The organism is Pseudomonas sp. WS 5059 (assembly GCF_012985525.1).
Classification (GTDB): Bacteria; Pseudomonadota; Gammaproteobacteria; order Pseudomonadales; family Pseudomonadaceae; genus Aquipseudomonas.
In genome coordinates, this window is the sequence record NZ_JAAQWO010000008.1 from 273,202 (window position 1) to 286,109 (window position 12,908).

A 12,908-nucleotide genomic window follows, 5' to 3' on the forward strand; every position below is an offset into this window, starting at 1 on the left:
ATCAGTCCGCGAGGCCGGGCGGCGGTGCGCTCGGTGGCTTGGCGGTGAGGGAGGTGATCTTGATCAGCAAGGCCAGGTGGCCGCCGTCCAGGTAGTTGAGTTGGTTGTTCTTGGTGCGCACGTCTGGCTGGCTCAGGTGTTCGCTGGCAATCACGCTGCCGTTGTTGTCGAACTGGTTGAGCCACAGGCTTGCGTCAATACGGGTAAAGCGCCCCAGTTGCAGGTCCAGGGTGCCCTGGATGGGGTACTGGCCGAACTGTTCCTGGCCGTCGGTGATTTTCACCTTCACCGGCTGCTCGCCCAGGTTCTGTTCCCAGGCCTTGTGCAGCAGTACGGTGTAGTCGCCATTGGCCTTTAGTTTCTCGACGATGTTGTTCAGGCGCGGCGGGCTGATTTTCTCGATCCCTTGGCGTGGCGCCCCGGCGGCCCAGTCTTCCGGGGCTGGCCGGCTGTTGATCACCGGCTCCGCATTCTGGCGGATCAGGATCATTTCCACCTGGTAGAGGCTGTCGGCAAACGCCGAAGGTGCAACTACCACCAACAACAGGCTCAGGATACGAAGCAGGCGCATGGGGCGTCCTTCAAGCAGATTTCGGGATGAGGCGCTCAAACAGCGCCTCCAATGTATTAAAGCGCTCTTCTGCACGTTCCATCGGCACCATGAACTTGAACAGCGTGGCGCCTTCGAATTTGTAGCGGTTGGGCTGGCCCTGGATCAACTTGATCAGGACCAGTGGGTCTACCGGCGTCTGCGCTTCGAACTCGATACGCCCGCCCTGCGGCCCGGCGTCGACCTTCTTGATTCCCAGTTGCTCGGCCTGCAGTTTGAGCAGGGTCAGGCGCACCAGGTTCTTGGTCGGTTCCGGCAACAGGCCGAAGCGGTCGATCATCTCCACTTGCAGGTCCTTGAGGCCTTCTTCGTCGGTGGCCGAGGCGATGCGCTTGTACAGGATCAGCCGTGCATGCACATCCGGCAGGTAGTCCTCGGGAATCAACGCCGGCAGGCGCAGGTTGATTTCCGGGCCGCCGCCCAGGGGTTGATCGAGGTTCGGTTGCTCGCCTTTGCGGATGGCCTTTACCGCCCGCTCGAGCATCTCCATATAGAGGGTAAAGCCCACGGCCTGGATCTGCCCGCTCTGGCCGTCGCCCAGCAGTTCGCCGGCGCCACGGATTTCCAGGTCGTTGGTGGCCAGCACAAAGCCTGCGCCCAGGTCCTGGGTGTTGGCGATGGCCTCCAGGCGCTTTTCGGCGTCGCCAGTGATTTGCTGGCGCGGTGGCGTCAGCAGGTAGGCATAGGCCTGGTGGTGACTGCGACCGACCCGGCCACGCAATTGGTGCAGTTGCGCCAGGCCGAACTTGTCGGCGCGCTCGATGATGATGGTGTTGGCGCTCGGCACGTCGATGCCGGTCTCGATGATGGTCGAGGCGATCAGCACGTTGAAGCGCTTGTGGTAGAAGTCGCTCATCACCTGTTCGAGTTCGCGTTCGCGCATCTGCCCGTGGCCGATGCCGATCCGTGCTTCCGGCACCAGTTCGGCGAGGTCGGCGGCGCATTTCTCGATGGTTTTCACATCGTTGTGCAGGTAGTAGACCTGGCCGCCGCGCAGCAACTCGCGCAGCAGGGCTTCCTTGATCGTACTGTTGTTCTGCTCCATGACGAAGGTGCGCACCGACAGGCGTCGCGCCGGCGGCGTGGCGATGATCGACAGGTCGCGCATGCCCGACACCGCCATGTTCAACGTGCGCGGGATTGGCGTGGCGGTCAGGGTCAGGATATCGACCTCGCTGCGCAGGGCCTTGAGTTGCTCCTTCTGGCGTACGCCAAAGCGGTGCTCTTCGTCGATGATCACCAGGCCCAGGTTCTTGATCTTCACATCGTCCGACAGCAGCTTGTGCGTGCCAATCACGATATCGATCTTGCCTTCGGCCAGGTCGGCCACGGCGGCGTTGACTTCCTTGGTCGACTTGAAGCGGCTCATCACCTCCACGGTCACCGGCCAATCGGCGAAGCGGTCGCGAAAGCTGTTGTAGTGCTGCTGAGCGAGTAGGGTGGTCGGCACCAGGATTGCCACCTGGCGGCCGCCATGCACCGCGATGAACGCGGCGCGCATCGCCACCTCGGTCTTGCCAAAGCCCACGTCACCGCAGACCAGGCGGTCCATGGGCTTGGGCGCAAGCATGTCGGCGCGCACCGCATCGATGGTGGTTTGCTGGTCCGGGGTTTCTTCGAAGGCGAAGCCTGCGCTGAACGTGGCGTAGTCGGCCTTCGGGTCGGCGAATGCATAACCTTCGCGGGCCGCACGGCGGGCATAGATGTCCAGCAGTTCGGCGGCCACGTCGCGCACTTGCTCGGCGGCCTTGCGCTTGGCCTTCTGCCAGGTCTCGGAGCCCAGGCGGTGCAACGGCGCCAGGGCGTCGTCGCTGCCGGTGTAGCGCGCGATCAGGTGCAGGTTGGCCACCGGCACGTAGAGCTTGGCGCCCTCGGCGTATTCCATGGTGAGGAATTCGGCGGCCTGGTTGTCGATCTCCAGGGTCTGCAGGCCCAGGTAGCGCCCCACGCCGTGGTCGATGTGCACCACCGGCGCGCCTTCGCGCAGTTCGGTGAGGTTCTTGATCACCGCGTCGTTGTTGGCGTCGGCGCGTTTTTCCCGGCGCCGGCGCTGCATCACGCGTTGGCCGAACAGCGGGCTCTCGGCAATCAGCGCCAGGGCCGGATCATCCAGTTGCAGGCCTTCGTTCAGCGGCGCAATGGTGATCGCCAGGCGATCCTTGCCGGCGACAAAGTCTGGCCAGCTGTCGACGGTTTTTGGTCGCAGCTTCAGGCGTTCCAGCAACTCCAGCAGCACTTCGCGGCGCCCGGCGGATTCGGCGGTAAACAGCACACGGCCGGGGAAGTCGCCGAGGAAGTCGGACAACGCTTGCAGCGGCTGGCTGGCCTTGGCCTCGATGGCCAGGTTGGGCAGGGCCTGGGCCGGGAAGCGCTCGCGACCGACGCCGGCTTCCACATCCTGCTGGCTGGCGACCACGCGCGGCCAGTTTTTCAGGCGGGCGAAGCAGTCCTCTACCGGCAGGAACAGCTCGGCAGGCGGCAATAAAGGCCGGGAGGGGTCGACGCGGCGTTCTTCATAACGGTTGCGCACGTCGTTCCAGAAGTTTTCCGCCGCCTGCTCGATACCCGGCAGCGAGAACACCTGAGTGTCCTGGGGCAGATAATCGAACAGGGTCGAGGTTTCGTCGAAGAACAGCGGCAGGTAGTACTCGATACCGGCAGGCGTAATCCCGCTGCTCAAGTCCTGGAAGATCGGGCAACGACGGAAGTCCACGTCAAAGCGTTCGCGAAAGCGCGCCTTGAAGCGCGTGACCGCGTCTTTTTGCAGGGGGAACTCCCTGGCCGGCAGCAGTTTGATCGACTGTACTTTGTCGATGGAACGCTGGTTTTCCGGGTCGAAGGTGCGCAGGGTCTCGATTTCGTCATCGAACAGGTCGATGCGGTAGGGCAGTTTGCTGCCCATCGGGAACAAGTCGATCAGTGCCCCGCGCACGGCGAACTCGCCATGTTCGTACACCGTATCGACGCAGCGGTAGCCACTGGCTTCCAGGCGCGTGCGCATTTGCTCCACGTCGAGTTTCTGGCCGATATCCAGCACCAGGCTGCTGCCCAGCAGGAACTTGGTCGGCGCCAGGCGGTGCAGCGCCGTAGTGATCGGCACCACCAGTACACCGTGGGCCAGTTCCGGCAAGCGGTACAGGCTGGCGATGCGCTGGGAGATGATGTCCTGGTGCGGCGAGAACAAGTCGTAGGGCAGGGTTTCCCAGTCCGGGAAGTGCAGTACCGGCAAATCGGGGGCGAAGAAGCTCAGCTCCTGCTCCAGCCGCTCGGCACTTTGGCTGTCGGCGGTCAGGAGCAGGGTAAAGCGCTTGGCTGCACTGGCAGCCTCGGCAATGGCCAGGCTCAGGGCGGCACCGGGCAGATTGCCCCAATGCTGTTTACCTGCCTGGGCAGGGAGTAGCGGTAGACGCAGGACGGGCACGGAAGGTTGAGCTCCAGCGTTGCGACAAAGTCGGTAATTGTAACGGCCTGGAGTGCCGCCTGTCAGTTGCTGACTGTGCCTATTACGGTTTGTAGGAAATGTAGTGGCTAAGACAAACAATGCGCGGTTTTGACTCAATATGTAGTGCCGAAATGCACATATGTTTCGGAGGGTTACGGACAAGTCGCCTGGGGCTCTCTCCGAGGGGTTCGCTGGAAGCCGCGTATTTACTGGCCTGTAGCGCGGTGAAAATTATTTGCAAGGGCTTTTGTTGCGTGACGCGCATTGCTCAGGGGGCGGTCGGGCGGCATAATGTAGCCCCTTTTTTCAGCCCCTACATGTGGAAGGTTCCCGTGACTCAGAAGCCCGACCAGTGTCTTGGTGAATGGATCGACCGTGAAGCACTCGCAGAAGCGATGATCCCGCTTATCGGTCAGCTGTACCGCAATAACAATGTGGTGAGCTCGATCTATGGCCGCAGCCTGATCAACCAATCAGTCATCGCGATTCTCAAGGCTCATCGCTTTGCTCGCCATCGTTCTGCCGACGATAGCGAACTCTCCGTCCACGAAACATTCCCTCTGCTTAAAGCCATGAGCGAGCTCAAGCTCGGCGCGGCCTCGGTAGACCTGGGCAAGTTGGCGTTCAAATTCCGCGCTCAAGGCAATGGCCGCAGCGCCGAGCAGTTCGTGCGTGAAGAGCTGGCCGACGTGGTTGGCCAGCAAAATGCCGCGTCCCGCAAAGGTACCGACGTGGTGCTGTACGGCTTCGGTCGTATCGGCCGCCTGCTGGCACGCATCCTGATCGAAAAAACCGGCGGTGGCGACGGCCTGCGCCTGCGGGCCATTGTCGTGCGCAAAGGCGCCGAGAATGACCTGACCAAGCGCGCCAGCCTCTTGCGCCGCGACTCGGTACACGGTTCGTTCAATGGCACCATCACCATCGACGAAGAAAACAACACCATCACCGCCAACGGTAACCTGATCCAGGTGATCTACGCGAAGAACCCGACCGAGGTGGATTACACCCAGTACGGCATCCAGAACGCCTTGCTGGTGGACAACACCGGCGTCTGGCGTGATGCCGACGGCCTGGGCCAGCACTTGGCGTGCCCAGGTATCGACCGCGTTGTGCTGACTGCGCCTGGCAAGGGCAAGCTGAAGAACATCGTTCACGGCATCAACCACAACGAAATCACCGCTGACGACAAGATCGTGTCTGCCGCTTCCTGCACCACCAACGCCATCGTGCCGGTGCTCAAGGCTGTGAATGACAAGTTCGGCATCATCAACGGCCACGTCGAAACCGTTCACTCGTACACCAACGACCAGAACCTGATCGACAACTTCCACAAGGGCGATCGCCGTGGCCGTAGCGCCGCGCTGAACATGGTGATCACCGAGACCGGTGCTGCCACCGCTGCTGCCAAGGCCCTGCCTGAGCTGGCCGGCAAGCTGACCGGTAACGCGATCCGTGTACCTACGCCGAACGTGTCGATGGCCATTCTCAACCTCAACCTTGAGAAAGCCGCCACCCGTGAAGAGATGAACGAGTACCTGCGCTACATGGCGCTGCACTCCGATCTGCATAAGCAAATCGACTTCGTCAATTCCCAGGAAGTGGTGTCCACCGACTTCGTTGGCTCGCGCCACGCCGGTGTGGTCGATGCTGAAGCGACCATCACCCAGGATAACCGCGTTGTACTGTACGTCTGGTACGACAACGAATTCGGTTACAGCTGCCAGGTGGTGCGCGTGATGGAAGACATGGCTGGGGTCAACCCGCCGGCGTTTCCGCGCTAAGCATTAGCGGTAGATGAAAAAGCCCCGACTGGTTCGGGGCTTTTTTGTGTCTGGGGGATTGTGTTGGATTTGAAGGCCTCATCGCGGGCAAGCCCGCTCCCACAGTTTGATTTGCGAATACATTCAAATGTGGGGGCGGGCTTGTCGGGCCGCCGCATCGCCGCGATAGCGATCTATCAGGCCCCACCGACTACCGAAGCCTGTGCAGTGCGCAGTTCATGCCGATTCCCCTTGAACAGCACTAGGGTCGCAATCAACCCCAGCACCGCCGCCCCACTGAGCCAGATCCCCGGCGCTGCCTTGTTATCCAGCACATGGATCAGGTAAGTGCAGGCGGCCGGGGTAAAGTCGCCAAAGGTTGCGGTCGCCAGGCTGTAGGCCAGGGAAAAACCTGTGGTGCGGACTTCCACCGGCATGATTTCGGTCAGTGCAACGACCATGGCGCCGTTATACGAGCCATACAGGAAGGACAGCCACAACAGCACGATCAGCAGGTGGCTGAAACTCGGATTGACCACCAGCCACGACAACGCCGGGTATGCCGTGAGAATCGCCAGAATCGTCGCGCCGAGCAGTAAGGGTTTGCGGCCGATCTTGTCGGACACGGCGCCCATCACCGGCAGCCAGATAAAGTTGGAAATGCCCACGCACACGGTGACCAATAGCGCATCCAGGTCCGACAGGTGCAACTCGGCTTTGCCAAAGGTCGGTGTGTAGGCAGTGATCAGGTAGAACGACACGGTGGTCATCACCACCAGCGCCATGCCTGCCACGACGATGCCAAAGTTCTGACCAATGGAACGGATGATTTCCTGCAGGGTAGGGCGGTGTTTGCGCGCCTGGAACTCAGGCGTTTCTTCCAGGGAGCGGCGAATCACGAAGATCACCGGCACGATCAGGCAGCCGATCAGGAACGGCACGCGCCAGCCCCATTCGCCCATTTCCTCGGGGCTTAGCCAGTGGTTCAGGCCTACGCCCAGCAGGCCGGCGAAGACCACGGCGGCTTGCTGGCTGGCGGACTGCCAACTGACGAAGAAGCCCTTGCGCCCCGGCGTGGCGATTTCTGCCAGGTACACCGAAACCCCGCCCAGCTCGACACCCGCGGAGAAGCCTTGCAGCAACCGGCCAAGCAGCACGATCAGCGGCGCGGCCACCCCGAGTGTGGCGTAGCCGGGCACGCAGGCGATCAACACCGTACCGGCGGCCATCATGGCCAGGGTGATCACCAGGCCTTTTTTACGGCCATGGCGGTCGATGTAGGCACCGAGAAAAATCGCCCCCAGCGGGCGCATCAGGAACCCGGCACCGAAGGTCGCCAGGGACAACATCAGGGAGGCAAAGGCGCTGTCGGCAGGGAAGAAGGTCTTGGCGATGGCCGTGGCGTAGAAGCCGTAGACCATGAAGTCGAACATTTCGAGGAAGTTACCGCTGACAACGCGAAAGATCGCCTTGCCTTTGCCCGTGGTGCTGGACATGTCATTTACTCAACTGGCTATCTTGTTGGAAATCCCTGGCTGTTGTTCGTCCGTGCTGCAGAATCTGGGCGCGCGGTGGCGCCAAAGAGTTTTGTAACCATATGTGTATCCGTGTTGCCGAGCAACAAAAACCGTTAGCACGCTGGCTATTTGCCGCAAGTGGTCCTGAGCAGGCGACGACATGCCGCATAATGGCTCGCCCGGGAAATATGCTTGAGTGCGGCATCATTTTGGTTTTCAGCAGCGAGAAGGTTGTGTGGCTTATGGGCGGTTTGCGATACGTAGTGGTGGGCGCTGCACTGGCGATCCTGGCGGGCTGCGGTAAAGGTGAGCCCCTGGAGGCTTTTGGCGGCCCGACCATGGGCAGCACTTATTCGATCAAGTACGTCCGCACCCCCGGTACGCCGGCGGCCAGTGCTGTACAGCCGCAAGTCGAGCGCATCCTTGCCGAGGTCGACCGGCAGATGTCGACCTATCGCAGCGATTCCGATATCGAGCGTTTCAACGACCTGCCGGCCAACCGCTGTCAGGCGATGCCCGAATCGATCCTGCGGTTGGTGCGCACAGGCGAGCAACTGTCCCAGGCCAGTGGCGGCGCTTTTGACCTGACGGTCGAGCCGCTGCTGAACCTGTGGGGTTTTGGCCCCCAGGCGCGCCAGGTAAAAGTCCCGGAGCCCATGGCGCTGGCCCAGGCGCGCCAGCGGGTCGGCCATCAACACCTGCGTATCGACGCTGGCCAGTTGTGCAAGGATGCGGCGGTACAGGTGGACTTCAACAGCATCGCCGCCGGCTACACGGTGGACCGGATTGCCGAGCGGCTTGATCAGTTGGGCATTGAGCGGTACCTGGTCGAAGTGACCGGCGAGCTCAAGGCCGCCGGGCGCAAACCTGACGGTACGCCCTGGCGTGTGGCCCTGGAGGAGCCCCGCGATGACCAGCAGGTCGCTGAGCGCGTTATCGCAGTGGACGGCTTTGGCGTGTCTACTTCAGGTGACTATCGCAATTATTTCCAGCAGGATGGTCGCCGCTATTCCCACACCCTCGATGCGCGAACCGGTGCGCCGATCACCCATCACCTGGCGTCGGTCACGGTGCTGGAGGCTTCGGCGTTGATGGCCGATGGCTTGTCGACGTTGCTGCTGGTGCTGGGGCCTGAAGAAGGCTGGGACTATGCAGAAAAACACCAGATCGCGGCGTTTTTTGTGATGCGAGAGGGGGATGCTTTCGTCACACGCAGCAACAAAGCGTTCGAACAACTGACGGCGGTCAAGCCGTAATCAATACTGTGTAGTAAAGGCAAAACTGGCCTACGACGCGACCAAGGGTTAATGTGCGCGGCGTTGAGCCTTATATAGACTGTGCCCCGGCTCACACACCTGAGCCTATTTGATCCTTCATGACCGCTGGCCGCGGCATGATTTAGCCAGGCGCCCAACCGTGCGCCCTGGCCTGTTCTGAGGAGTACGCATGGCTGTCTACAACTACGACGTGGTGGTACTGGGTTCTGGCCCAGCTGGAGAAGGTGCGGCGATGAATGCCGCCAAAGCAGGACGCAAGGTGGCGATGGTCGATAGCCGTCGTCAGGTCGGCGGTAACTGCACCCACCTGGGCACCATCCCGTCCAAGGCCTTGCGTCACTCGGTGCGCCAGATCATGCAGTTCAACACCAACCCGATGTTCCGGGCCATTGGTGAGCCGCGCTGGTTCTCGTTCCCGGATGTGCTGAAAAGCGCCGAGAAAGTCATTTCCAAGCAAGTCGCCTCGCGTACCGGCTACTACGCCCGTAACCGTGTCGACCTGTTCTTCGGCACCGGCAGCTTCGCCGACGAGCAAACTGTCGAAGTGGTCTGCGCCAATGGCGTGGTCGAGAAACTGGTGGCCAAGCACATCATCATCGCCACTGGCTCGCGCCCGTATCGCCCGGCCGATATCGATTTCCACCACCCGCGTATCTACGATAGCGACACCATCCTCAGCCTGGGCCACACCCCACGCAAACTGATCATCTACGGCGCCGGCGTGATCGGCTGTGAATACGCCTCGATCTTCAGTGGCCTGGGTGTACTGGTGGAGTTGGTGGACAACCGTGACCAGTTGCTGAGCTTCCTCGACTCGGAAATCTCCCAGGCGTTGAGCTACCACTTCAGCAACAACAACATCACCGTGCGCCACAACGAGGAATACGATCGCGTTGAAGGCCTGGACAACGGAGTGATCCTGCACCTCAAGTCCGGCAAGAAGATCAAGGCCGACGCCTTGCTCTGGTGCAACGGCCGTACCGGCAACACCGACAAGCTGGGCATGGAAAACATCGGGGTCAAGGTCAACAGCCGTGGCCAGATCGAGGTGGATGAGAACTACCGCACCTGCGTCACCAATATCTATGGTGCCGGCGATGTGATCGGCTGGCCGAGCCTGGCCAGTGCCGCCCACGACCAGGGCCGTTCTGCCGCTGGCAGCATTGTCGACAACGGCAGTTGGCGTTACGTCAACGACGTGCCGACCGGGATCTACACCATTCCCGAGATCAGCTCCATCGGCAAGAACGAGCACGAACTGACAAAGGCCAAGGTGCCTTACGAAGTGGGCAAGGCGTTTTTCAAGAGCATGGCGCGTGCGCAGATCGCCGGCGAGCCGCAAGGCATGCTGAAGATCCTGTTCCACCGCGAGACGTTGGAAGTGCTCGGCGTGCATTGCTTCGGCTACCAGGCCTCGGAGATCGTGCACATCGGCCAGGCGATCATGAACCAGCCGGGCGAGCAAAATACCCTGAAGTATTTCGTCAACACCACGTTCAACTACCCGACCATGGCTGAAGCCTATCGGGTAGCGGCCTACGACGGCCTTAACCGGCTTTTTTGAGCGGCTCCGGCCGGTGGCCTGAGCCGGCCGGGGAGACCGATTTCAGTAATTCCCGAGAGTGGCAGTGGCCAAACCGGGAAAGTCTGTAATCAGGCTATCTACGCCGAAGTCGGCGAGCCTGCGCATCAGCGCGGGTTCGTTGACCGTCCACACGGACACGTGCAACCCCTGGCGCTGGGCCTTGGCCAGGCGTTCAGGGGTACACAACGTCCAGTTCAACGCCAAAATCTCACAGCCATAGTTCTGCGCGACCTTCAGCGGGTCGAGCCAGGCGTATTCGGCCACCAGTCCACGGGACAGGTCCGGCGTCAACTCCAGGGCAGCCTTCAACACTTCCCGCGAGCTTGAGGTCACGGTGACCTTGTCCAGCAAGCCAAAACGCTGGGCCATTTCGCGGATCGCCAGCACAGTGGTCGCGGCGCGGGTGCGCGAGGCGCTCTTGACTTCCAGTTGCCAGTGATCGAAGTCGCACTTCTCGAACAGCTCTTCCAGGCGCGGGATCGGGCAGGGGCTGACCCAGCCTGGGCCGCCGTTGCGCGCGTCCATCTTCACCAGGTAGGCAGCGGCATATTCCACCACCTTGCCGCGCCGGTCGGCGGTACGCTTGAGGGTTGGGTCGTGGATTACCATCAACTCGCCGTCCATGGACAGGTGCAAGTCCAGCTCGCAACGGCGCACGCCGTGCTTGAGGCATTGCTGGAAGCTGGTCAGGGTGTTTTCCGGTGCTTCGCCTTTAGCGCCGCGGTGGCCATAAATCAGGGTCACAGTTGCTCCTTTTCGCCAGGTGTATGGCTGGATAAATATCAAATCAGGTGTCTTGGCCGTCGCTTTGTTCCCGGGCCAGGCGCCGTTCCTGGGCCTGTTTTTGCAATATATAGCGCGCCAGCAACTGGCGCTGGGCGTCGGTCATGGATTCGAATTCGGTGCCTACGTCAAAACCATCGCCCTTTGGATCGCAGTGGGTGACCTTGGCCCGTAACAACAGGCCCAGCGCCTGGGGCATCAGCACCAGCTTGACTGCCAGGTGGCTGCCCGGCGCGAGCACCGTGGGGTGCTGGAAGTCGATACCGCCTTCGGAAATGATCACCGGCTGCGGCGCACCGATTTCGCCCAGCAGGCTTTGCGCCATGACTTGGCTGAGCAGGTCCATGCGTTTGTTCTGCACCTTGAGGAAGGCGGCGAGGGTGCGGTCGCGCTCGCCGAGCTGGCGCAGCAGGTGCTGGGACTCGAATTCGCTCAGGTGCAGTTCACTGAGCAGGTTGAACAGCGGGGAATCATCCAGCAACACTTCCTTGCTCGCCGCTTGCGGGGCCGACAGGCTTTTGATTTGGAGTGCGATCATGTCGTCGATACGGTAGTATTCGCGGCGATCTTCTTCATCTAATGTCGTCATGGCGAACCCCAGGTAACGGTAATGGTCTGAGTGTAAAGCTGCTTACCAGACCCCGCCACCGGGACGTCTTCTTTTCCTCCGAACAAGCCCCGACATGTTCAGACCTCTCTTCGTATTTATCGGCACGCGTTATACCCGTGCAAAGCGTCGCAATCATTTTGTGTCGTTCATTTCCCTGACCTCCATGATCGGACTCGCCCTGGGCGTTGTCGTGATGATCGTGGTGCTATCGGTGATGAATGGCTTCGATCATGAGATGCGCACCCGCGTGCTGGGCATGGTGCCCCACGCGACCATCGAGTCCGGCGAGCCCCTGGGTGACTGGCAAGGCCTGGCCGACAAGGTCAAGCAGAACCCCAAGGTGCTGGCCGTCGCGCCATTTACCCAGATGCAGGGCCTGCTGACCAACGACGGCAAGGTGCAGAAAGTCCTGCTCAATGCCATCGACCCGGCGCAGGAGCGCAAGGTCTCGATCATTGACCAGTTCATGCAGCAGGGCCAACTCGATGCCCTTACCCCTGGCAGCTTCGGCATCGTGATTGGCGACCGGGCGGCAGCCAAGCTGGGCGTGGCTATCGGCGACAAGCTGACGTTTGTCGCCCCCGAGGTCACGGTGACCCCGGCCGGGATGTTCCCGCGCATGAAGCGCTTTACCGTGGTCGGCATCTTTCATGTCGGCGCCGGCGAGATCGATGGCTTCCTCGGCCTGACCAACCTCACCGACCTGGCCCGCCTGCATCGCTGGAAGCCGGACCAGGTGCAGGGCCTGCGCCTGAAATTCAACGACTTGTTCGAAGCACCGCGCGGCGCTTGGGAAATTGCCCAGCACCTGGGTGAAAGCCAGTACTACGCCCGCGACTGGACCCGTACCCACGGCAATCTGTACCAGGCGATCCGCATGGAAAAAGCCATGATCGGCCTGTTGTTGCTGCTGATTGTCGCCGTGGCCGCGTTCAACATCATCTCCACCCTGGTGATGGTGGTGAACGACAAGAAGGGCGATATCGCCATCCTGCGTACCCTTGGCGCCACGCCGGGGCAGATCATGGCGATTTTCATGGTCCAGGGCACGGTGATTGGCGTGGTCGGCACCTTGATCGGTACGGCGGTGGGGATTTTTGCCGCGCTGAACGTCAGCGCCGCCATCGCCGGCGTCGAAACCCTGATCGGCCGCAAGTTTCTCAACGCCGACGTCTACTTCATCGACTATTTGCCATCCCAGGTGCAGAGCCAGGATGTGCTGATGGTCGGCGGCGCCGCGTTGGTCCTGAGTTTCCTTGCCACCCTATATCCAGCCTGGCGCGCGGCACGTACCCAGCCGGCGCAGGCTTTACGCTATGAGTGA

At 61.3% G+C, this 12,908-nt stretch carries 9 protein-coding genes; 4 read left to right on the forward strand and 5 right to left on the reverse strand.

Going from position 1 to position 12,908, the window contains the following annotated elements; translation table 11 throughout:
- Position 1 precedes the first annotated feature (1 nt).
- Positions 2-571, reverse strand: coding sequence for a CsiV family protein (locus HBO12_RS23490; protein ID WP_170043341.1), 570 nt, complete (start codon positions 569-571; stop codon positions 2-4).
- Between the two features lie 10 nt (positions 572-581).
- Positions 582-4,031, reverse strand: coding sequence for a transcription-repair coupling factor (gene mfd / locus HBO12_RS23495; protein WP_170043342.1), 3,450 nt, complete (start codon positions 4,029-4,031; stop codon positions 582-584).
- A gap of 338 nt (positions 4,032-4,369) precedes the next feature.
- Here mfd and HBO12_RS23500 point away from each other — a divergent pair, with 338 nt between their 5' ends.
- Positions 4,370-5,833 carry a glyceraldehyde-3-phosphate dehydrogenase gene (locus HBO12_RS23500; RefSeq protein WP_076961276.1) on the forward strand — a complete coding sequence of 488 codons (1,464 nt, stop codon included), beginning with the start codon at positions 4,370-4,372 and terminating at the stop codon, positions 5,831-5,833.
- 176 nt (positions 5,834-6,009) lie between these two features.
- Here the strand turns inward: HBO12_RS23500 and tcuC are convergent, their stop codons facing one another.
- On the reverse strand, positions 6,010-7,308 hold the full coding sequence (gene tcuC, locus HBO12_RS23505; protein WP_170043343.1) for an MFS transporter: 1,299 nt from the start codon (positions 7,306-7,308) through the stop codon (positions 6,010-6,012).
- 263 nt (positions 7,309-7,571) lie between these two features.
- On the opposite strand from tcuC, the gene HBO12_RS23510 reads away from it, so the two are divergent.
- Together HBO12_RS23510 and sthA are read left to right on the forward strand one after the other, a co-directional pair.
- The gene (locus tag HBO12_RS23510) at positions 7,572-8,585 is read left to right on the forward strand and encodes an FAD:protein FMN transferase (RefSeq protein ID WP_170043344.1); all 1,014 of its coding nucleotides are present in this window, start codon (positions 7,572-7,574) and stop codon (positions 8,583-8,585) included.
- A 190-nt stretch (positions 8,586-8,775) separates the two neighbouring features.
- On the forward strand, positions 8,776-10,170 hold the full coding sequence (gene sthA / locus HBO12_RS23515; RefSeq protein ID WP_024074093.1) for a Si-specific NAD(P)(+) transhydrogenase: 1,395 nt from the start codon (positions 8,776-8,778) through the stop codon (positions 10,168-10,170).
- 42 nt (positions 10,171-10,212) lie between these two features.
- Here the strand turns inward: sthA and HBO12_RS23520 are convergent, their stop codons facing one another.
- Both HBO12_RS23520 and HBO12_RS23525 read right to left on the reverse strand, forming a co-directional pair.
- Positions 10,213-10,935 carry a glycerophosphodiester phosphodiesterase family protein gene (locus HBO12_RS23520; RefSeq protein WP_170043345.1) on the reverse strand — a complete coding sequence of 241 codons (723 nt, stop codon included), beginning with the start codon at positions 10,933-10,935 and terminating at the stop codon, positions 10,213-10,215.
- A 43-nt stretch (positions 10,936-10,978) separates the two neighbouring features.
- Positions 10,979-11,563, reverse strand: coding sequence for a PilZ domain-containing protein (locus HBO12_RS23525; RefSeq protein ID WP_170043346.1), 585 nt, complete (start codon positions 11,561-11,563; stop codon positions 10,979-10,981).
- Positions 11,564-11,657: 94 nt separating this feature from the next.
- Here HBO12_RS23525 and HBO12_RS23530 point away from each other — a divergent pair, with 94 nt between their 5' ends.
- Positions 11,658-12,908, forward strand: coding sequence for a lipoprotein-releasing ABC transporter permease subunit (locus HBO12_RS23530; protein ID WP_170043347.1), 1,251 nt, complete (start codon positions 11,658-11,660; stop codon positions 12,906-12,908).

Bases quoted from the DNA above. Each gene is read 5' to 3' on its own strand.
- HBO12_RS23530 (WP_170043347.1), top strand. From the start codon at position 11,658: ATGTTCAGACCTCTCTTCGTATTTATCGGCACGCGTTATACCCGTGCA.
- sthA (WP_024074093.1), top strand. From the start codon at position 8,776: ATGGCTGTCTACAACTACGACGTGGTGGTACTGGGTTCTGGCCCAGCT.
- HBO12_RS23500 (WP_076961276.1), top strand. From the start codon at position 4,370: ATGTGGAAGGTTCCCGTGACTCAGAAGCCCGACCAGTGTCTTGGTGAA.
- HBO12_RS23490 (WP_170043341.1), bottom strand. From the start codon at position 571: ATGCGCCTGCTTCGTATCCTGAGCCTGTTGTTGGTGGTAGTTGCACCT.
- HBO12_RS23510 (WP_170043344.1), top strand. From the start codon at position 7,572: ATGGGCGGTTTGCGATACGTAGTGGTGGGCGCTGCACTGGCGATCCTG.
- HBO12_RS23525 (WP_170043346.1), bottom strand. From the start codon at position 11,563: ATGACGACATTAGATGAAGAAGATCGCCGCGAATACTACCGTATCGAC.
- tcuC (WP_170043343.1), bottom strand. From the start codon at position 7,308: ATGTCCAGCACCACGGGCAAAGGCAAGGCGATCTTTCGCGTTGTCAGC.